This window comes from Caulobacter sp. Root1472 (assembly GCF_001426985.1).
In the GTDB taxonomy this organism is placed as follows: domain Bacteria; phylum Pseudomonadota; class Alphaproteobacteria; order Caulobacterales; family Caulobacteraceae; genus Caulobacter; species Caulobacter rhizosphaerae.
In genome coordinates, this window is the sequence record NZ_LMFX01000030.1 from 21,456 (window position 1) to 42,345 (window position 20,890).

Below are 20,890 nucleotides of genomic sequence, written 5' to 3' on the forward strand. Positions count from 1 at the left end.
CGCAATATGAAATCCATTGCCTCGACGCGGGACGGCGGATATTTGTGGGATCAATGTAGCGCGACCCAGATCGCCGAGGGAGGCCGGGCCTTGATGTGGCATAGACGCGCGGTCCTGGCCGCCCTCGCCGTCGCCCCGGCCGCGAGTTGGGCGGCGGAGCCGGCGACACCGATGCAGACCTGGGCCTTCGACTTCGGCGACGACAAGGCGGCCCCGGGCCATGTCCGGGTCGCGCGCGACGCCGCTTATGACCCCGTGGTCGGCCACGGCTTCGAACCCTCCTCTGGTCCCGGCCCGTTCCTGTTCTCGCTGGCCGTCCCCGAGGGCGACTATCGGGTGACCGTGGAACTGGGCGGCAAGGCCGCGTCCGACACTACGATCAAGGCCGAGTCCCGCCGGCTGATGGTCGAACGGATCGTCGCCCGGGCGGGCAAGACCGCGACCGTCGAGTTCGTCGTCAACGTCCGCACCGCCGCCCTGAAGGCCCCGCCGACCAACGCCCCCGGCGGGGTGCGGGTGCTGCTCAATCCGCGCGAGGACGGCGCCTACGACTGGGACGATAAGCTGACCTTGGAGTTCTGCGGCCCGGCCCCGGCCGTGCGCCGCCTGCGCGTCGAGCCCGTCACCGTTCCGGTCGTCTACCTGGCCGGCGACTCCACTGTGACCGACCAGCGCTTCGAGCCTGGCGCCAGCTGGGGCCAGATGCTGCCCCGGTTCTTCAAGCCCGACATTAGCGTGGCCAACCACGCGGAGTCCGGCGAGACCCTGAAGTCGTTCCTGTTCGAGCACCGGCTGGATAAGCTGCTCAGCGCGATCAAGCCCGGCGACTGGCTGCTGATCCAGTTCGGCCACAACGACCAGAAGGTCCAGTGGCCCCAGACCTATGTCGAGGCCGCCACCACCTATCGCGACTATCTGAAGGCCTATATCGGCGAGGCCCGGCGGCGCGGAGCCAGGCCCGTCCTGCTGACCTCGATGCACCGCCGCAAGTTCGACGCGGCCGGCAAGATCGTCAACACCCATGGCGACTATCCCGAGGCCGTGCGCGCGGTCGGCCGCGAGACCGGCGTTCCGGTCATCGACCTGCTGGACATGAGCGCGGCGCTGTACGAGGCCCTGGGGCCGGACAACGCCTGGAAGGCCTTCGCCGACGGCGGCAAGGACGCCACCCACCACAACAACTATGGCGCCTATGTGCTGGCCGAATGCGTCGTGAACGGCGTCCGCGCCCAGGTTCCGGACCTGGCCGCACACCTCATCGACGGCCTGCCGCCGTTCGACCCGGCCCATCCGCCCTCGCCCGACAGCTTCGTCCTGGCGCCCAGCGCCGCCCACAGCACGGAGACCCCCCGTGGCAATTGATCTGGCGACCGATCGCCGTTCGCTCCTGGGCCTGAGCGCCCTGGCCCTGGCCGCGCCGAGCCTGGCCCGCGCCCAGGCGTCCGCCGCTTCCTCGACCATCGAGGTCATGAACCTGTGGCCCGGCAAGCCGCCCGGCGGCGAGAAGGTCACGGTCACCGAGCAGGTGATCCTGCGCAAGCCGGGCGGCGATCCCAACGACACGGCCTTCCTGAACGTCACCAAGCCCTGGCTGATGATGCGCCGGCCGGCCAAGCCCAATGGCGCGGCGATCCTGATGATCCCCGGCGGCGGCTATATCCGCGTGGCCGTCAGCAAGGCGGGCGGGCCGATCGACGCCTGGATCGCCGACCAGGGCGTCACCGTCTTCGTCATGGATTACCGCCTGCCGGCCGACGGCTGGGCGGCGGGGCCGGACGTCTCGCTGCAGGACGCCCAGCGCGCCATTCGCCTGATCCGCGCCAACGCCGGCAAATGGGGGCTGGACCCCGAGCGGATCGCCGTCACCGGCTTCTCGGCCGGCGGCCATGTCGCCGCGCGGCTGGCCACCCGCTTCGGCGTCGAGACCTATGCCCCGATCGACGCGGCCGACCGCCTGTCGACCCGGCCGGCGGCGGCGGGCCTGTTCTATCCGGTCATCACCATGACCACGCCCCACGCCCACGGCAGCTCGCTGAAGTCGCTGCTCGGGACCAGTCCGACGGACGCCCAGCGCCTGGCGGTGTCGGCCGAGCACGACATCCCCGCCGACGCCCCGCCGACCTTCATCGCCGCCGCGGCCGACGACAAGGTGGTGGCGATGGAGAACAGCCTGATGATGTTCCAGGCCCTGCGCGCCCGGAAGATCGCCGGCGAACTGCACGTCTTCGAGTCCGGCGGCCATGGCTTCGGCCTGACCGGTCCCGCCGGCGTCGCCATGCCCTGGCCCGCCCTGCTGGACGCCTTCCTGAAGCGGCACGGCCTCTACGCATGAGCCGCGCGCCGCTCGACGTCCGGGCCTTCGGCGCCAAGGGCGACGGCGCGGCCCTGGACACCGACGCGATCAACGCCGCGATCCAGGCGGCTCACGCGGCCGGCGGCGGCGAGGTGGTGCTGCCGGCCGGGCGCTGGCTGTCGTTCTCGACCCGCCTGCTCAGCGGCGTCGTCCTGCGGCTGGACGAAGGCTGCGTGCTGGAAGCCGCCGAGCCGACCCGCCACCCGGGAGCCTACGACCCGCCCGAGCCGAACCCGTTCGACCTCTACCAGGACTTCGGCCACAGCCACTGGCGCAACAGCCTGATCTGGGGCGACGGTGTCGAGGATGTCGCCATCGTCGGCCCGGGGATGATCGACGGGGTCGGCCTGACCCGCGAAGGTCCCGGCTCGCGCTGGACGCGCCAAGCCGGCGAGTTCCCGGTCAGCATGGCGGGCCTTTCCGCCGAAGAGATGGCGATCCTCGTGCCGGATCTCGAAGCCATGGCCGGCCAGGGCAACAAGGCCATCGCCCTGAAGAACGCCCGCCGCGTTCGGCTGGAAGGCTTCACCATCTGGCGCGGCGGCCACTTCGCGGTGCTGGCCACGGGCTGCGATCACCTGATGATCCGAGGCCTGCGGATCGACACCAACCGCGACGGGCTGGACATCGATTGCTGCCGCGACGTGACCATCGCCGACTGCCGGGTCAACACGCCCAATGACGACGCCATCGTGCTGAAGAGCTCGCTGGCCCTGGGCGAAGTCCGGTCCACCGAGCGGGTCGAGATCACCCGCTGCCATGTCAGCGGCTTCGACCTGGGGACGATGCTGGACGGGACCGAGGGCCGGACCCAACAGCTGGCCCCCGACCAGGACCGGGTCACCGGCCGGATCAAGCTGGGCACCGAGTCCAACGGCGACTTCCGCCACATCGCCATCCGCGACTGCGTGTTCACCCGCTCGCGGGGATTGGCGCTGGAAACCGTCGACGGCGGGACCATCGAGGACGTGACCATCCGCGACATCGTGATGGACGAGGTGACCACCGCGCCGCTGTTCCTGCGCCTGGGCGACCGGGCGCGAGGGCCGGCAGGTACGCGGCGCGGGGCGATGCGGCGGATCGGGGTGCGCAACCTGGCCGCCCACAACATCCTTCCCGACTACGCCGCCACGATCGCCGGCCTGGAGGGCGATCCGATCGAGGATGTCGCGCTGACCGACATCCGCCTGGTCTATGCCGGCGGCGGCGAAGCGGCGTGGGCGCGGCGGCTTCCCGAAGACATGGCGCAGGCCTATCCCGAACCCAGCATGTTCGGCCCGACCCCCGCCCACGGCCTCTGGGCTCGACACGTGGACGGGCTGGTCCTCGACAATGTCCGCATCGAGACCCTCAGGCCCGATCCCCGCCCGCCGATCCTGTTGCAGTCGGCGCGGCGCGTGACGCTGGACGGGCTGGACGCGGTGGAGGAAGCCTGATGACCCGTCGCGCCGTCCTCGCCGGATTGGCCGCCCTGGCCGCCGGCCCCGCCCTTGCCCGCTCTCCTCCTCAGCCCCGGCCCCGTCGTCGCCTGCACGCCGACGACTTCCGCCATGGCCTGGGCCAATGGTCACTAGAGGCCGAGAAGCCCGGCAGGGTCGAGGTGCGCGACGGCGTTCTGGACATCGACACCCCCGCCGGCCTGACCCTGTGGTTCCGGCCCGAACTGGTCGGTCCGGTGCTGATCCAGTACGAGGCCCAGGCGGTCTCGGCTGGCGCCCCCAACGACCAGGTCAGCGACCTGAACGCCTTCTGGATGGCGCGCGAGGCCGATGGCGGGAGCCCCCTGGCGCACCCCCGCACCGGGGCGTTCGCCGAATACGACACGCTGATGACCTATTATGTTGGCCAGGGCGGCAACCGGAACACCTCTACGCGCTTTCGCCGCTATGTCGGCCGCCCCGGCGAGCGGCCGCTGCTGCCCGAGCACGACCATGCGGCCGTCGACGAGATGCTGGTCCCCAACCGCTGGCAAGCCGTGCGGTTGGTCGCTGACGGCGGGCGGATCCAGTACTGGAACGACGATCGCAAGCTGTTCGAGCTGGACGACGCCGAACCCTATACGCGCGGCTGGTTCGGCCTGCGCACCACGTTCAGCCACCTGCGGGTGCGGCGATTCCGGGTGTTCGCCCTGCCGCGGTAGGGGTCAGGAAAAAAGGCCGCGCCATGCCGGCGCGGCCTCGAAGTCATCCTAGATCGCGGTCTTGAAGCGACGGCCAACGCCCCGGGCTCGACACCGGGACGCTCGCCGCAGCCTTCAAGGTTAGAACTTCGCCGTCATGCCGACGAAGAAGCGGCGGCCGAAATAGGCCAGTTCGGTCAGGCGGATGTCGCCCGCGGTCGAACGCTCGTCTTCCTTGGTCAGGTTTTTGCCTTCGACGAAGAACGATAGGTTGGGCGCCCAGCTGAAGCCGGGCTTCACTGTGACCTTGCCGTCGAGATAGCCGGTCGAGTCGCGATAGACCGGCTGGAGCGAGTTGTCGGCGGCCGACACCAGGTACCGGGAGCGGTAGTTGTAGGCCAGGCGGGCGTTGAACGGGCCCTTGTCGTACCACAGGGTCAGGTTGGCGCTGTCCGAGGACAGGCCCGGGAACGGCAGCGGCGAGCCGTCCAGCTGCGAGAACAGCCGGACATTCTTGGCCTTCTGGTAGGTGTAGTTGACGTCGACGCCGAAGCCCGAGAGGAAGCCCGGCAGGAAGGTGAAGGCGGTCTTGGCGGTGATTTCGACCCCCGAAATCTTCGCGCCCTGGCCGTTGATATAGGTGTTGTAGTTGTACAGCTGGCCGTCGCCATAGACGTCGCGCTTGCCGATCAGGGTGCGCGACGAGACGTAGAACGACTCGATGTCCTTCTTGAACAGGCCGACCGACACCTGGGTGTCCTGGTTGGGATAGTATTCGAAGCTGAGGTCGTACTGGTTGGCGCGGTAGGGCTTCAGCTCCGGATTGCCGGCGTTGCAGCTCGGCTCGTCGAACTCGCCGTTGGCGTCCGGCGAGATGTCGGTGGTGCAGGTCACCGTCGGCATCAGGAAGTCCATGCGCGGACGGGCCATCAGGTCGGCGAAGCCGGCGCGGGCCGACAGCTTGTTGGGAATGAACCACAGGCCGATGTTGAAACTGGGAAGCCAGACCGTGTAGTCCTTGGTCATGCTGCCCAGCGAGTTGCCGACAACAAAGGTGGTCGATCCGACGCTCACGCTACGGCTCGAAACGCCCTCACCGGTGGTGCGGGTATGGACCCGGCGCCAGCCGAAATTGCCGTCGATTTCATAGCTTCCCAGCGGGAAGTTGTAGTCGAACTTCAGATACAGGGCGTCGGTCTTTTCCGCGATGCGGTACGGAAACTGCTGGTGGGGCTTGCCGTCGCTGCCGACGGTGTTCTCCAGGTTGTTCAGGTTGAAGTGCGAGGTGTCGAGGTTCTGCGCCACCTTTTCGAAGTTCGGATAGTTCCAGTTCGACGGGATCGAGCCGCCGCCCCAGTAGAAGTCGCTGGGCAGCGGGGTCATCGCCGAGCCGAACAGGGCGTTGGAGAAGCCGCGCGACCAGGTTTCCGTCGACGTCCAGTAGCCGGTGGTGCTGGGAGGGCCCAGGGCCGGATCGGTCTGGTCCGCCACCTGGGTCGCGGAGATCACCGCCGTCGAGTTGACGGCGTTGGAGTAGGTCACGGTGTCGTCGAGGAGCGACGAGGGATTGGCGCCGCCGTCGAGGATGAAGCCGCCGTAGCCGTAGCCCTTCGTCGAAAAGTCGGTGGCGCGGCCGCCGAACTCGATCTTCTTGATGAACGGCAGGTTGGTCTCGTAGTCGAAGTCGAGCTTGTATTGCTCTTCCTTCGATCCGTTGTTCGACGGGCGATACTGGATCTGCCACTGGCGGATCGCCGAGGCGTCGCTGGGGCTGTAGCCGCTGGCGAAGGCGAACGACGGGTTGCCGGTGGCCGGATCGAGGGTCACGGTCATGCCGGGCGTGTCGAAGCTGACGCTGACATTGTTGGTCTGCGACACGGTGCTGGTGTCGGCCTTGGAGCCCTGGAACTCGATCTGCAGGCGGTCGCCGCGGTAGTTGGCGCCGAAGTTGTAGTAGTTGCTGGTGGTGTCGTACTTGAAGTCGCGGGCGCTGATGCCGAAGCCGTTGTTGCCGCCGGCCCCGGTGGTGTTCACGCAGTTGCCCAGCGTGTAGGCGAGGACGTTGTGGCCGGCGTCGACCTTGACCGCGCTGGCGGTGGTGTTCGTCGACGAGCAGCTGGTGGCGTTGGCGGTGTTGCGCAGGCGGTTGGCCGTGGTGAAGTCGGTGCCGTAGTTGATGTCGTTGAGGGTCTGGGTGCGGTCGTTGCGGTTGTAGCTGACCCAGGCGTCGATCTTGTCGGTGAAGCGGTACTGGGCCGTGAACTCGGCCGAGATGCGCTCGTCGCCGCGGGTCCAGACGCCGTAGCGGGCCGTGCGCGGCGCGTAGTCATACCATTGCGACAGGCAGGCGTTGCGCAGGTTGGTGGTCGAGATCTGGGTCGCGTCGGGCGTGGTCAGGCCCGAGCAGCCGGCGGCGGTGGTGACGTTGCGCGCCAGGTCGTTGATCTGGGAATTGTAGGCGCTGCTGTAGTACGGGACCGTCTTGTCGGCCGAGGCGTCGAAGTCGGCGAACCGGCCCCACGACGAGTTGCGGACATAGTCGCCGCGGGTGTCGACGTCGTCATAGGTGACGTTGGCCATCAGGCCCAGGCGGCCGTCGAACAGGGTGGTGGCGGCGAAGATGTTGCCGCGCGGCTTCCAGGTGTCGGCCGTGTCGAGGTTCTGGGCGGACGCGGTCAGCGACAGGACCGGCTTCTTGAAGTCCAGCGGCTTGCGGGTCTTGACCGAAACCGTGCCGCCGACGCCGCCTTCGGTCATGTCGGCGGTGAAGCCCTTGAACACGTCGATCGACTGGACCAGTTCCGAGGCCAGTTCGCGGAAGTCGTTGGACCGGCCGCCGCCGCCGTAGACCTGCAGGTTGCCGGCCGTCGACAGCGTGCTCATGCCGTTGATCTCGACGCGGTTCAGGTCGGGCTCGACGCCGCGGATCGAGACCGCGTTGCCTTCGCCGAAGTCGCGGGCCAGCTGCACGCCGGTGATGCGGCCCAGGGCCTCGCCGACGTTCTTGTCGGGGAACTGGCTGATGTCCTCGGCGACGATCGAGTCGGAGATCGTGCCGTTGCGCTTCTTGCGGTTCATGGCCGATTGCAGGCTGGCCCGGGTGCCGACCACGACCACTTCGTCGACGGTGCTCACCTTGTCCTCGACCTTGGCGCCCGCGGTCTGGGCGTGCGCGCCGGTCGTGAAGGCCAGGCTGGCCGCCAGGGCCAGCAAGGACGTGGTGGCGACGGCGGCGCGACGGCCGCGAGTGGATGCAAGCATTGAGTTCCCTCCCTCTAAACCAGGCTTTCGGGCCTTCGGACGAAGGTCCCCGGACGCCTTACCGACCTCCTGCGGCTCCCTTGGACGGGCGGCTCGCGGCGCTCGGCGGCGCATTTCTCGTACAAAAGGAATAATTCCATATATTGAGATGTCAACGCAATTTGTGGGAAGACAGAACCCGAGATCCGTGATGTAAGCTCTTTGCAACGCTCGCGAGGCGGCCCAGAAGCCGATCCGAAGGCCGCGAAGACGGCCGTCACGAGCCGGGGAAACGGGGAAACCAAAGGGATTTCGACGCATGAGCCAGCGTGGTGGGAACCGAGGCGCACGGGTCGCGGCGGCGGGCCTTCTATGCGCGACGACCCTGGCTTCGATGGGCGGATCAGCCCTGGCGGCGTCTCGCCGAATGGAAGCCTTGGATCGTGGCCTGGTCGCCGTGCCGGCCGTTGGCGGCGGGGTGCTGGTCAGTTGGCGGCTGCTGGGCGACGAGTCGGCCAAAACCGCCTTCAACCTCTATCGCGACGGCGCAAAGCTGAACGCCGCGCCCCTGACCGGTCCCACCGACTTCGTCGACAAGGCCGGCGGTTCGACCGGGACCTACACTGTGCGCGCCGTGGTCGGCGGCAAGGAAGCTGCGGCCGGCAAGCCCGCCAAGGTCTGGGTCGACGGCTATCTGAGCATCCCGATCCAGCCGCCCGCCGACGGCGTCACGCCCGTGGGCGAGGCCTATTCCTACACCGCCAACGACGCCAGCGTCGGCGACCTGGACGGCGACGGCCGCTACGAGATCGTCCTCAAGTGGGATCCGACCAATTCCAAGGACAACGCCTTCGGCGGCTATACCGGCGATGTCTTCCTGGACGCCTACACGCTGGAGGGCCGGCGCCTGTGGCGGATCGACCTGGGCCGCAACATCCGGGCCGGGGCCCACTACACCCAGTTCCAGGTCTATGACTACGACGGCGACGGCAAGGCCGAGGTCGCCATGCGGACCAGCGACGGCACGGTGGACGGAACCGGCCGGGTGCTGGGCGACCCGAACGCCGACTGGCGCGAGACCGGCGGCGAGCGGCCCCAGGCCGACAAGACCGGCGCCACGATCCTGCCCGACGGCACGAAGGTGGCCAGGGTGCAGGGCCGCATCCTCAAGGGTCCCGAATACCTGACCGTCTTCGACGGCCCGACGGGCAAGGCCCTGGCCAGCGCCCCCTACTCGCCCCCCCGCGATCCGCGCGCGGACGCGCCGACGATCGAGCAGATGACGGAGATCTGGGGCGACGGCTACGGCAACCGCTCCGACCGCTTCCTGGCCGGTACGGCTTATCTGGACGGCCAGCATCCCAGCCTGGTCTTCGCGCGGGGCTATTACGGCCGCACCACCCTGGCGGCCTGGGACTTCCGGAACGGCAAGCTGACCCGGCGCTGGCTGTTCGACAGCGCCGCGCCCGGCAACGAGAAGTTCGGCGGCCAGGGCAACCACCAGTTCAGCGTCGCCGACGTCGACGGCGACGGGCGCGACGAGATCGTCTACGGCGCGATGGCGGTGGACGACGACGGCAAGGGCCTGTGGAGCGCCCAGCTGTTCCACGGCGACGCCATGCACGTGTCCGACCTGGATCCCACCCGTCCCGGACTTGAGAAGTTCGGCGTGCACGAAAGCCCCGGCAAGAATGGCGGGATCGGCGCGGCCATGCTCGACGCCCGCACCGGCAAGGTGCTGTGGACCACGCCCACCGACCGCGACACCGGCCGGGGCCTGGCCGCCGACATCGATCCGCGCTTCCCCGGCGCCGAGGCGTGGGCCAGCAACGGCGACGCGCTCTACACCGCCCAGGGCAAGCCGATCGAGGGCGTGAAGCATCCGCGCCAGACCAACTTCGCGATCTGGTGGGACGGCGACGACCTGCGCGAACTGCTCGACAAGAATCAGATCAGCAAGTGGGACTGGAAGACCGGCCAGGCGGTTCCCCTGCTCACGGCCGAGGGCGTGACCTCCAACAACGGCACCAAGGCGACCCCGGCCCTGGCGGCCGACATCCTGGGCGACTGGCGCGAGGAGGCGGTCTGGCGGGCGGAAGACAATCGAAGCCTGCGGATCTACGCCACGCCCTACGTCACCCAGCGCCGTCTGGTCACCCTGATGCACGACCCGCAGTATCGGCTGTCGATCGCCTGGCAGAACACCGCCTACAACCAGCCGCCGCACACCAGCTTCTATCTCGGCGAGGGCATGAAGACGCCGCCTCGCGCCGACATCCGCACGCAGTGAGACCGCCGATGAAAGCTCCCCTCCTCTCCGCCCTGGCGTTGGCCTTGATGGTGCTGGCGCCGTCGACCCACGCCCAGGACGTCGTCACCCAGCCCAAGCCGGGCGCGCCCGAGCCGCCGCGCGAGTGGATCGACAAGGACACCGGCCACCGGGTGATCCGCCTCTCGGACAAGCCCGGCAGCGGCAGCCTCTATTTCAACTTCAACGGCTACACGCCCGACGGGGCGACCCTGGCCATCAGCACGCCCGACGGGATCTCGGGCGTCGACCTGAAGACCCACGCCCTGCGCCCACTGGTCGAGGGCAAGGTCCGGCTGCTGTTCGTCGGCCGCAAGACCGGTCAGGTCTACTACCAGCGCCCGGCCGAGGACGGCTCGGGCGTGGTCGAGGCGGTCGATCCGAAGACGCGGAAGGTCCGCCAGGTCGCCAAGCTGGCCAAGGGCGTGGGCATCCAGACGATCAACGCCGACGAGACCCTGCTGGCCGGGGTGGCCAACCGCACCGACGTGCCGATCCCGCCGAACCTGATGGACGCCCTGCCCCGCAATCCCGACGACGTGAAAGGGCCCGACGGTCGCGAGCTGTCCTACGCCGAGGGCCGCGAGGTCCAGTTGAACGCTCGCCTGGACAGCCGCATCCCGATGGAGATCTTCACGATCGACACCGCCACCGGCGAGCGCAAAGTCGTGCACCAGGCCACCGACTGGCTGAACCACCTGCAGTTCTCGCCCACCGACCCGCACCTGCTGATGTTCTGCCACGAGGGCCCCTGGCACAAGGTCGACCGCCTGTGGCTGACGCGGACGGACAAGCCGGGCGCCGCGCCGGTCAAGATCCACATCCGGACCATGAACATGGAGATCGCCGGCCACGAGTGGTTCAGCGCCGACGGCAAGACCGTCTGGTACGACCTGCAGACCCCGCGCGGCGAGGACTTCTGGGTGGCCGGCTACGAGATCGCCACCGGCAAGCGCACCTGGCTGCACCTGGACCGCAACGCCTGGTCGGTGCACTTCAACACCTCGCCGGACGGCAAGCTGTTCGCCGGCGACGGCGGCGACAGCGAGATGGTCGCCCATGCGCCGGACGGCAAGTGGCTGTACCTGATGCGCCCCCGCGCCATCCCCGACGTCGCCGGCATCCACGCCCCCGGCTCCGAGGCGCTGGTCCAGCCCGGCGTGCTGGACACCGAGAAGCTGGTAAATATGAAGGACCACGACTACCGGCTGGAGCCGAACGTCAACTTCACCCCCGACGCCAAGTGGATCGTGTTCCGCTCCAACATGCACGGGGCCAACCACGTGTATGCGGTGGAGGTGGCGAAAGCGGCGCCGTAAATCCTCCCCCTGTGGGGGAGGTGTCGGCGCAGCCGACGGAGGGGGAGTGATCGGCAGACGACCACAACCTGGATCGGCGATCCTAATACTCCCCCACCGATCGCTACGCGATCGCCTCCCCCATAGGGAGAGGATCTTGGGGCCAGCGCCAATCAGGGCCGCCGATAAAGCTCCGCCTCGATGATCCCCAGACCTCCGCCGGCCGCCACCTTCTCGGCGCCGGTGTCGAGGCCGGCCTTGGCGCCGGTGATTTCGACGATCTTGCCGAAGGCGTCGCGGTCGACGGTCGGGCCGGTCAGGGCGATGCGCAGCCTGCGCCCCTTCACCGGTTTCAGCGGCAGGGTGACATAGCCCAGGCTCTTGGCCGGCGCCCCCTCGTAGACGGTCACGCCATCCACGGTGACGCGCAGCGGATACGAGCGCAGGCGCCAGCCGATCAGCTTCAGCACCACCGCGTCGACCACCTGGGGCTTGTCCAGCTGGTACTCGATCCAGGCGTTGGCTAGCTGGCCGTCGCTGGCCCAGTGGGTCGTCTCGTCGTCGTCGTCGGCCAGGCCGACCGCTTCCTGGTTGGAGCCAGCCACCGTGGCGACCGGCCTGATGGCCACGCGGCGGACCTTGAACGAAGGCGTCGTCGGCGTCGGGCCCCGCGCCAGGCTGACCGGCAGGAGCGGCTCGACCGCCGGCGGCGGCGCGACGTCCAGCGTCACGGTCGCGGGCTTCAGCCCCTCGGCCCGCGCCGTCACCGTGACCTTGCCGGGCTCCAGGGTGGATCGCAGGGCCACGCGGTTGATCCCCGCCTCGACCGGCAGGGTCCGGGACAGGATGTAGTTGTCGTCGCCGCGCGAGGCGCCGGCGTAGGAGGTCACGCCGTCGACCGTGTGCGCGCCGGTGACGACGTCGCCCGTGGGCGAGGCCGGGGCCTGCGTCGGCTTGACCTCGCCCTTGGAGTCGCCCTGGGCGATGCCGCCGCGCCATTCAGCCGGGCCGACGACGTCGAAGGTCACCAGGTCCAGGGCGGTCGGCACGCGCCGGCCTTCCACGTCCACCGCCTCGACATCGACCAGAGCCAGGTCGGCGGCGTCGGCCCGCCAGCCGGTCGGACCCACGTGCGGCGTCAGGCGCAGGGCCACGGCCGGGCCGGTGGTGACGCGCTCGTCCGACGACACGACCTTGCCGGCGGCGTCGCGGCCGACCGCCCGCAGCGTCCCTGGCGCCCAGGCCACGGTCTTGAAGGTGAACAGGAAGCCGTCCGACTTCACGCCCTGGCCCAGAGACTTGCCGTTCAGCAGCAGTTCGACGCTGTCGGCGCTGGAGACCACCAGCACCTCCTTGGTCGCGCCCGGCGCGTAGTTCCAGTGGCCGATGATGTGGCTGCGCGGACGCTCGACGTCGACCCAGCCGTCCCACATCACCTGGTGAGCATAGAAGCCTTCCTTGGGCAGGCGCATGGCGTCGACCTCGCCGCTGCGGCGGTAGTTGTTGTCGCCGCGGAAGTGGGTGTTGCTGTCGGAGAAGATGATGTTGACCCCGCCCGAGCTGACGCGGTCGCCGCCGCCGGGCCGTTCGCGCCAGTAGTCGAACCAGCGGCGCACGTCCTCGGCCGCATGGCTGTCCTGGTTGCGGTTGTAGTCGGGACTGTCCTTGTGGAAGGGCGGGGTGAAATCGTCCTGGAATTTCCGCGCCGCCTCGTCGCGGGAATATTCCATGGCCCAGACCGGCTTGGTCCCGCTCTTGTTGATGTACAGCATCTCGCCGCCGTACTCGGCCACCTTGCTGGCCAGCATCTCGCGCGAGCCGATGGCGCGGCCGCCGTGCGGGTCGAACTGGTCGCGGACCGCCTTCAGCTCGGCCATATGCGCGTCGCTGATGTTCTCGTTGCCGCCCTCGTAGAACAGGATCGAGGGGTTGTTGCGGAAGCGGACGATGGCGTCGCGCATCACCTCGACCCGCTGCTCCCAGCGACGGCCGGTGACGTCGCTCTCGGCGTCGCCGGCCGGCATGGCCTGGAGCAGGCCCACGCGATCGGCCGACTCGACGTCCTGGGCGGCCGGGGCGATGTGCATCCAGCGCACCAGGTTGCCGCCGCTCTCGACCATCAGGGCGTTGGAGAAGTCGCTGATCCACGGCGGGATGTCGGTGCCCAGGGCCGGCCACTCGTTGCTGGTGCGCTGGGCGTAGCCGTGCACCTGCATGACCCGGCCGTTGAGGAAGATCATCCCGTTCCTGAACTGCGTCTTGCGAAAGCCCGTGCGGGTGACGACCGCGTCGACGCTGGCGCCGTTCTCCACCAGTTCGGTTGTCACCGCGTAGAGATAGCCGTAGCCCCAGCTCCAGAACTTCAGGCCCTTCAACGGCGCCTGGGCCGAGACGCTCCGGGTCTCGCCAGCGGCCAGGGTGACGGTAGGTCCATCGAACGCGCCGGCCAGCTTGCCGTCGACGTCCTTGAGGGTCACGCGATAGCGGAACGTGCGCGGCCGGTCGGAGGCGTTGCGCACCTGCGACTCGGCGTGGATCGTCGCCCCCCCGCCCTTGATGTCGAACGCGTCGGCCCAGACATAGACGCCGGTCGTGCCCAGGCTGGAATACAGCGGCAGGGTCTGGTGCAGGCCATTCGTCAGGACCAGCCGCACCGCCCGGTGGATCCCGCCGTAATTGACGTTGAAATTGTCGTTGTTCCACTGGAAGCCGCTGCCTGTGGCGCGCTCCTTGTACTTCCAGTCGCTGTCGACCCGCACGGCCACCACGTTGACGTACGGAGCCGGCTTGAGCGCCTTCGTCGCGTCGACGCCGAAGGCCGTGACGCCGTTCTCGTGGCCGCCGACCAGGACGCCGTTGACATAGACGTCGCCAGCCTGGCGCACGCCCTCGAAAGTGAGGAAGGCCTTGCCGCCGACCGCTGGTCCGACGCCGGGCGGCAGGACGAAGCGCTTGCGATACCAGGTGATCCCGCCTTTCAGGTCGTGGATGTCGACCTTGAAGGCCTCGTCCTCGTTCCAGGCGCGCGGCAGGGTGACGGGCTTCCAGGCCGCGTCGTCGAAGTCGGGCCGCTCAGCCCCGGCGATCTCGCCGGTGGCCAGGCGCCAGCCATCGTTGAACGGCCTGTCGATCCGGGAAGCGGCGGCGGCCGGGCTCGCCAGCAGCACCGAAAGGCACAGGGCGGCGCACAGCCCGCGCATGATCAACCCCGAAAGGATGCGCCGCATCGATCTGCCTCCGATTGGCCAGGCCACTTCAGGCCTTTCGCCACCTGTGGCTTGACACCCGGTCGACTGTCAAGATATTCTCATTATATCGAATGATATTCCACATTGTGGAATGTCAGGCGTAGGTCTTGGACTTCTGTCCATTCTTCCTCACACACGACTCGCCCGTTCTTCCCCCCATCCGGGCCAGCGGGGCGCCGCAAGGCGCTCCGCTTTTCTTTTGCCGTTCGCCGGGATGAGCGGGTCGAACGGAGGGGCCCTACCGCCCCGGGCAGCGCGGACCGCCGAGGATCGGCTGGTCGCCGGTCGAGGCCGGATGGACATAGGTGGAGACGGGCAGCTTCAAGAACGCCAGGCGGCCAGCCACCAGCGAGGCGGCCAAGCGCGCCCCGCCCTCGTTGATGTGGGTGGTGTCGGTGTTGCCGTTCGGATAGCGGGCGACGCCGTCCTGCGGCGTGTAGATCAGATAGAAGCCGCGCGACCCGGCCTCGCCCCGCGCCTGCTGGGCGCCCATCATGTCAACGTCCAGGTCGATCAGCGGCGCGCCCGTGGCCCTGGCCACGTCACGGACCGCCTGGGCGTAGGCGCCGTGGGTCTCCTGAACCCGGTCGCCGAGGAAGACGTGCTTGGCGATCGGCGTCATCAGCACCGGCTGGCCGCCCTTGGCCCGCACGTCGGCGACGAAGCGGGTCAGGTTGTCGGTATAGGCGCCCTTGGGGTCGGTGAAGCGGACGATCTTCACCCGATCGGCGTCGTTGTGGCCGAACTGGATCAGCACGGTGTCGCCCGGCTTCAGCTTGTCGAGCAGGCCCGTCCACAGCCCCTCTTCGATAAAGGTCTTGGTCGAGCGACCGCCGCGCGCCAGGTTCACCACCTCGACGCGGGGATCCAGCGAGCACTTCAGCACCATGCCCCAGCCCATCTGCGGATAGGCGGAAGGCCCGTAGTTGGCGGCGGTGGAGTCGCTGGCGATCAGGATGCGGGCGAGCGGCGCGGCCATCGGCGCGGGCGGCGGCACGTCGGTCAGATCGGGCCTGGGCGCGCCTGGCGCCGAGGGCGCGGCCTGGGCCAGCGCCAGGGCGGCGGCCAGGACCAACGCGGCGACGCTCACCGGTCGACCTTGGCCAGGATGGAGCGGTCGATCTCGCCCAGGCTGTTGACACCGGTCAGGGCCATGGCCACCCGCATCTCCTTCTCGATCAGGTCCAGCAGCTGGCTGACCCCCGGCCCGCCCCGCGCGGCCAGGGCGTAGATGAAGGCCCGGCCCAGCAGCACGCCCTTGGCGCCCAGGGCCAGCATCCGCACAACGTCCAGACCCGAGCGCACGCCGCTGTCGGCCAGCACGGTCAGGCGATCACCCACCGCCTCGGCGATGTCGGGCAGGGCGCGGGCCGAGGACAGGACCCCGTCCAGTTGCCGGCCGCCGTGGTTGGAGACCACGATGCCGTCGGCGCCGATGTCGGCGGCGGCCTTGGCGTCCTCGGGATCCAGCACGCCCTTGATGATCAGCGGGCCCTTCCATTGGTCACGGATCCAGTCCAGATCCTTCCACTGGATCGAGGGATCGAAATTGGCCCCCAGCCAGCCCATGAAGTCCTCGAGGCCGGAATTGGCGCCCAGCACCGGGGCGACATTGCCCAGGGTGTGGGGTCGGCCCATGACGCCGACGTCCCAGGCCCACGACGGCTTGAACACCGCCTGCACCAGGCGCCGCGCCGCGGCGTTGGGACCGCTCATGCCCGAATGGGCGTCGCGGTAGCGGGCGCCGGGCACCGGCATGTCGACGGTGAACACCAGGGCCGTGGCCCCGGCGTCGGCGGCCTTAGCCAGCAGGTCGCGCATGAAGGCCCGGTCGCGCAGCACGTAGAGCTGGAACCAGATCGGCGCGGGGCTGGCCTTGGACACCTCGGCCAAGTCGCAGACCGAGACGGTCGACAGGCAGAACGGCACGCCCTTGGCGGCCGCGGCCTTGGCCGCCTGGCACTCGCCGCGGCGGGCGTACATGCCCGTCAGCCCTACCGGCGCCAGGGCGACCGGCAGGGCCTGGTAATGGCCGAACAGGGTGGTCGACAGATCGACCTGCGAGACGTCCTTCAGCACCCGCTGGCGCAGGGACAGGTCGGCTAGGTCCGAGACGTTGCGAGCCAGGGTCCGCTCGGCATAGGCGCCGCCGTCGATATAGTCGAACAGGAAGCGCGGCAGCTTGCGCCGCGCCGCCTCGCGGAAGTCGGTGGTGGAGGAGACGATCACGGCGCTACTGCAGGTTCACGAAGGCGCCGCCGTCGACCAGCAGGGCCGCCCCGGTCACGTACTTGGCCAGGTCCGAGGCCAGGAAGACGATCGGTCCGGCCAGGTCGTCGGGCTCGCCCAGGCGACCCAGCGGAATGCGGCCGGCCATGTATTCGCGCTTGGCCACGTCGGCCAGGTCTTCCTTGTTGATCGCCGTCTCGATGGTGCCCGGCAGCACCGAGTTGCAGCGGATGCCGTACTTGCCGAGCGCAATGGCCGTCGACTGCATCAGGCTGTGCACGCCGGCCTTGGTCGGGGTGTAGTGGGTCTGCATGCCGCCGCCGACCAGGGCGCTGATCGAGCTGACGGCGATGATCGCCCCGCCCTGGCCCTGCTTGACCATCTGGTTGGCCGCGGCCTGCACCATGTAATAGGCGCCGAACAGGTTGACCTTCATGGTCCGCTCCATGACCTCGGGCGGCATGTCGAGGAAGGCGTGGAACGGGCAGATGCCGGCGTTGTTGACGAAGACGTCCACCTTGCCGAACGCCTCGACGGCGGCCTGTACGAAGGACGTCGCCGTCTCGACCTGGGCCACGTCGCCCTTGACGGCGATGGCGCGGCGGCCCAGGGCCTCGATCTGGGCGACGGCGTCGGCCGCACCGGCCTCGTCGGAGTGGTAGTTGATCGCCACGTCGGCGCCGTGCCGGGCGCAGCCGATGGCGGCGGCCTTGCCGATCCCCTGCGAGGCGCCGGTCACCAGCACCACCTTGTCCTTCAGAAGCATCGTTCCTCCACTCTCACGCTTGGACAGACCGCCTATCGCTTGGCGGACGTCCGCTTCTCGTTCCATCCCAGCTCGACGCTGATGGCGTTGGCGCAGTTGCGCACGTCGTCGGTCAGCGTCGACATGCGGTCGTCGTCCATGTATTGCGCCGCGCCCGAGACGCTGATCGCCGCGACGATCTGGCCGCTGGGCCCGCGGATCGGGGCGGCCACGCAGCGGATGCGGTCCTCGTTCTCCTCAAGGTCGAAGGCCACGCCGCGCTTGGCGTAGTCCTTCATCCAGGCGATCCACTGCTCTTCGTCGGGGCCGTGCTCCGAGCGCGGGCCTTCCTTGCGATAGAGTTCGCGCCAGCGTTCCTCGGTGTCGTCCAGCACCAGGGCCTTGCCCAGGCCGGTCGAGCGGATCGGCTGACGGTCGCCGACGCGCGAGCTGATGTTGATCCGGCGGCGGCCAGTCAGCTTGTCCAGATAGTGGGCGCGGTCGTCTTCCAGCACCCCCAGGTGGACGGTGTCCTCCAGCTCTTCCCACAGCTTCTCCAGGTGCGGGCGGGCCAGGCGCGGCAGGTCCATCTGCTGGCCGGCCAGGTAGCCCAGCTCCAGCAACTTGGAGCCCAGGCTGTAGCCTTCGCGCGGGGTCTGGGCCAGCAGCCGGCGCTCGACCAGGGCCGTGGCCAGGCGGTGAGTCGTGCTGCGGGTCAGGCCCAGGCGCTGGGCCAGGGCGGGCAGGCCGATGGTGCCCGAGTCCGCGACCACGTCGAGCAGGTCCAGGCCCCGAAACAGCGTCTGGCTGCCGCTGGGCGCCTTGGCTCCGGAACTGTCTTCCTTGGCTGCCACTGAGGCTCCCCTTGACGCGTCACGTTTCATTTTGTAGCACTCTCTCTCACAATATGGTACCTAGCGCAAGCGGCGAAGGCGACGATCCGGTCTCCGAAAGTCAGGGCGCGCCACCGTGTCATACGACGTCCCGGGGAGGTAGGCGCGACCTTTGAAGGTCTCGCCAAGCATGTCGAAGGCCTTTGCCTCACGATACGCCCTCCTCTTCCTTTAAGTTGATCGCTTCCTTTCAGGAAGTGCTTGGGCTGGAGCTGGTTTTTCCCATGCCGTTTCCCCTTATCCGGCAAGTTCGAGCCTATGTCGTGCGCGGCGGCGGAGCCGACTATCACGACCAGGGTGAAGGTCACTGGATCGACGACCACATCGCCACGCCGATGTCGCGCTATCCGGAATACCGCCAGAGCCGCCAGAGCTTCGGCATCAACGTGCTGGGCACCCTGGTCGTCGAGATCGAGGCCGCCGACGGCACGGTCGGCTTCGCGGTGACCACCGGCGGCGAGCCCGCCGCCTACATCGTCGAAAAGCACCTGGCCCGCTTCCTCGAAGGCCGCGATCCCACCGAGATCGAGAAGATCTGGGATCAGATGTACTTCTCCACCCAGTATTACGGCCGCAAGGGCCTGGTGGTGAACGCCCTGTCCGGCGTCGACCTGGCGCTGTGGGACCTGCTGGGCAAGCTGCGCGGCGAGCCGGTCTATCACCTGCTGGGCGGCAAGGTCCGCGACGAGCTGACCTTCTACGCCACCGGCGCGCGGCCCGACCTGGCCCAGAAGATGGGCTTCATCGGCGGCAAGATGCCCCTGCACCACGGCCCGGCCGAGGGCGAGGAAGGCCTGCGCAAGAACCTCGAAGAACTGGCCACCATGCGCGAGCGCACGGGCGAGGACTTCTGGCTGATGTTCGACTGCTGGATGGCGCTGGACCTGAACTACGCCACCAAGCTGGCCCACAAGGCCCATGAGTATGGCCTGAAATGGATCGAGGAAGCCCTGAGCCCCGACGACTACTGGGGCTATCGCGACCTGAAGAAGAACGCCCCCAAGGGCATGCTGGTCACCACCGGCGAGCACGAGGCCACCCGCTGGGGCTTCCGCATGCTGCTGGAGATGGAGTGCTGCGACATCATCCAGCCCGACGTCGGCTGGTGCGGCGGCATGACCGAACTGGTCAAGATCTCCAACCTCGCCGACAGCCGCGGCGTGCTGTGCATCCCGCACGGGTCGAGCGTCTACAGCTACCACTTCGTGGTCACCCGCCATAACAGCCCGTTCGCCGAGTTCCTGATGATGGCCCCCAAGGCCGACGAGGTGGTGCCGATGTTCCACCCGCAGCTGATCGGCGAGCCCGTGCCGGTGAACGGCAAGCTGAAACTCTCCGACGCCCCCGGCTTCGGCGTCGAACTCAATCGCGAGGTCGGTCTGCACCGGCCTTACGCCCGCTGATCCTCCCGAAAGACTAGAGCCATGAAACTCCTGCGTTACGGCCCGCGCGGCGCCGAAAAGCCCGGTCTCCTCGACGCCGAGGGCCAGATCCGCGACCTGTCGGGCCACGTGGCCGACATCACCGGCGCGGCGCTGTCGCCCGAGGGCCTGGCCAAGCTGGCCGCTATCGACCCGGCCACCCTGCCGGTGGTCGAGGGCTCGCCCCGCTACGGCGTGCCGGTGGGCAGCGTCGGCAAGTTCCTGGCCATCGGCCTGAACTTCGCCGACCACGCCAAGGAGGCCGGCCTGGAGCCGCCGCCCGAGCCGATCTTCTTCACCAAGGCGACCTCGTGCCTGAACGGCCCGAACGACGACGTGATGCTGCCCAAGGACGCCCTGAAGGGTGACTGGGAGGTCGAGCTGGGCGTGGTGATCGGCAAGCGCGCCCGCTATGTCGAGCAGGCGCAGGCCCTGGACTACGTCGCCGGCTACGTGCTGGTGAACGACGTCTCCGAGCGCGCCTTCCAGAAGGAGCTGGGCTCGCAGTGGGACAAGGGCAAGGGCTGCGACACCTTCGGTCCGGTCGGCCCGTGGCTGGTCACCTCGGACGAGGTCGGCGACTGCCAGGACCTGGACATGTGGCTGGACCTGAACGGCAAGCGTATGCAGACCGGCAACACCAAGACCATGATCTTCGGCGTCGCCGAACTGATCGCCTATATGAGCCGCTTCGTCACCCTGGAGCCGGGCGACATTCTCACGACGGGCACGCCGCCCGGCGTCGGCGAGGGCCAGAAGCCCGAGAAGATCTTCCTAAAGGCCGGTGACGTGATGGAGCTGGGCATCGAGAAGCTCGGCGCCCAGCGCCAGACGGTGATTGCCTGGACCAAGGAAGGCGTCGCGTGAGCGCCTACGCCAATTCCTATCTTGGCCGCTTCTCCGGCCGCACGGCGGTGGTCACCGGCGGAGCCTCGGGCCTGGGCAAGGCCGTGGCCGCGCGGATCGTCGCCGAGGGCGGCCAGGTCTCGCTCTGGGACCTGGACGCCGAGGGCCTGAAGGCCGCCGCCGCCGAGGT

15 protein-coding genes are annotated in these 20,890 nt (G+C 68.7%); 9 read left to right on the top strand and 6 right to left on the bottom strand.

The window, feature by feature from the left end; all coding sequences use genetic code 11:
* The first annotated feature begins 93 nt into the window (after positions 1 to 93).
* Genes ASD47_RS18435 through ASD47_RS18450 form a run of 4 tightly spaced genes read left to right on the top strand, consistent with a single transcriptional unit; the run spans position 94 to position 4,493 of the window.
* A complete protein-coding gene (locus ASD47_RS18435) occupies positions 94 to 1,362 on the top strand; it encodes a rhamnogalacturonan acetylesterase (RefSeq protein ID WP_056759664.1) in 1,269 nt (422 codons plus the stop codon).
* On the top strand, positions 1,352 to 2,332 hold the full coding sequence (locus ASD47_RS18440; RefSeq protein WP_082564686.1) for an alpha/beta hydrolase: 981 nt from the start codon (positions 1,352 to 1,354) through the stop codon (positions 2,330 to 2,332). Before ASD47_RS18435 ends, ASD47_RS18440 begins: the two co-directional genes overlap by 11 nt.
* Positions 2,329 to 3,789 (top strand): glycoside hydrolase family 28 protein, encoded by a 1,461-nt coding sequence (locus ASD47_RS18445; protein WP_056759665.1) that lies wholly within the window; start codon positions 2,329 to 2,331, stop codon positions 3,787 to 3,789. The genes ASD47_RS18440 and ASD47_RS18445 overlap by 4 nt, the downstream gene beginning before the upstream one ends.
* Positions 3,789 to 4,493, top strand: coding sequence for a DUF6250 domain-containing protein (locus tag ASD47_RS18450; RefSeq protein ID WP_200945274.1), 705 nt, complete (start codon positions 3,789 to 3,791; stop codon positions 4,491 to 4,493). Before ASD47_RS18445 ends, ASD47_RS18450 begins: the two co-directional genes overlap by 1 nt.
* Before the next feature lie 120 nt (positions 4,494 to 4,613).
* Here the strand turns inward: ASD47_RS18450 and ASD47_RS18455 are convergent, their stop codons facing one another.
* Positions 4,614 to 7,733, bottom strand: a complete 3,120-nt coding sequence (locus ASD47_RS18455; RefSeq protein ID WP_056759669.1) for a TonB-dependent receptor — start codon at positions 7,731 to 7,733, stop codon at positions 4,614 to 4,616.
* 373 nt (positions 7,734 to 8,106) lie between these two features.
* On the opposite strand from ASD47_RS18455, the gene ASD47_RS18460 reads away from it, so the two are divergent.
* Both ASD47_RS18460 and ASD47_RS18465 read left to right on the top strand, forming a co-directional pair.
* On the top strand, positions 8,107 to 10,002 hold the full coding sequence (locus ASD47_RS18460; protein WP_235525951.1) for a rhamnogalacturonan lyase: 1,896 nt from the start codon (positions 8,107 to 8,109) through the stop codon (positions 10,000 to 10,002).
* An 8-nt stretch (positions 10,003 to 10,010) separates the two neighbouring features.
* Positions 10,011 to 11,339 carry an oligogalacturonate lyase family protein gene (locus ASD47_RS18465; protein WP_056759671.1) on the top strand — a complete coding sequence of 443 codons (1,329 nt, stop codon included), beginning with the start codon at positions 10,011 to 10,013 and terminating at the stop codon, positions 11,337 to 11,339.
* A 152-nt stretch (positions 11,340 to 11,491) separates the two neighbouring features.
* Here ASD47_RS18465 and ASD47_RS18470 read toward each other — a convergent pair whose 3' ends face one another.
* The 5 genes from ASD47_RS18470 to ASD47_RS18490 form a co-directional block, all read right to left on the bottom strand.
* On the bottom strand, positions 11,492 to 14,545 hold the full coding sequence (locus ASD47_RS18470; protein ID WP_056759673.1) for a DUF4982 domain-containing protein: 3,054 nt from the start codon (positions 14,543 to 14,545) through the stop codon (positions 11,492 to 11,494).
* A 259-nt stretch (positions 14,546 to 14,804) separates the two neighbouring features.
* Positions 14,805 to 15,656, bottom strand: coding sequence for a rhamnogalacturonan acetylesterase (locus ASD47_RS18475; RefSeq protein ID WP_056759679.1), 852 nt, complete (start codon positions 15,654 to 15,656; stop codon positions 14,805 to 14,807).
* Positions 15,653 to 16,795 (bottom strand): FMN-dependent L-lactate dehydrogenase LldD, encoded by a 1,143-nt coding sequence (lldD, locus tag ASD47_RS18480; RefSeq protein ID WP_056759681.1) that lies wholly within the window; start codon positions 16,793 to 16,795, stop codon positions 15,653 to 15,655. The genes ASD47_RS18475 and lldD overlap by 4 nt, the downstream gene beginning before the upstream one ends.
* Before the next feature lie 4 nt (positions 16,796 to 16,799).
* Positions 16,800 to 17,561 carry an SDR family NAD(P)-dependent oxidoreductase gene (locus ASD47_RS18485; RefSeq protein WP_056759683.1) on the bottom strand — a complete coding sequence of 254 codons (762 nt, stop codon included), beginning with the start codon at positions 17,559 to 17,561 and terminating at the stop codon, positions 16,800 to 16,802.
* 32 nt (positions 17,562 to 17,593) lie between these two features.
* The gene (locus tag ASD47_RS18490; RefSeq protein WP_230983926.1) at positions 17,594 to 18,394 is read right to left on the bottom strand and encodes an IclR family transcriptional regulator; all 801 of its coding nucleotides are present in this window, start codon (positions 18,392 to 18,394) and stop codon (positions 17,594 to 17,596) included.
* 263 nt (positions 18,395 to 18,657) lie between these two features.
* Here ASD47_RS18490 and rhmD point away from each other — a divergent pair, with 263 nt between their 5' ends.
* The 3 genes from rhmD to ASD47_RS26725 all read left to right on the top strand — a co-directional run.
* A complete protein-coding gene (gene rhmD / locus ASD47_RS18495) occupies positions 18,658 to 19,836 on the top strand; it encodes an L-rhamnonate dehydratase (protein ID WP_056759691.1) in 1,179 nt (392 codons plus the stop codon).
* Between the two features lie 21 nt (positions 19,837 to 19,857).
* Positions 19,858 to 20,721 (top strand): fumarylacetoacetate hydrolase family protein, encoded by an 864-nt coding sequence (locus tag ASD47_RS18500; protein WP_056759693.1) that lies wholly within the window; start codon positions 19,858 to 19,860, stop codon positions 20,719 to 20,721.
* A partial coding sequence (locus tag ASD47_RS26725) for an SDR family NAD(P)-dependent oxidoreductase (protein WP_156402315.1) occupies positions 20,718 to 20,890 on the top strand: 173 nt, incomplete at its 3' end. The genes ASD47_RS18500 and ASD47_RS26725, both read left to right, overlap by 4 nt.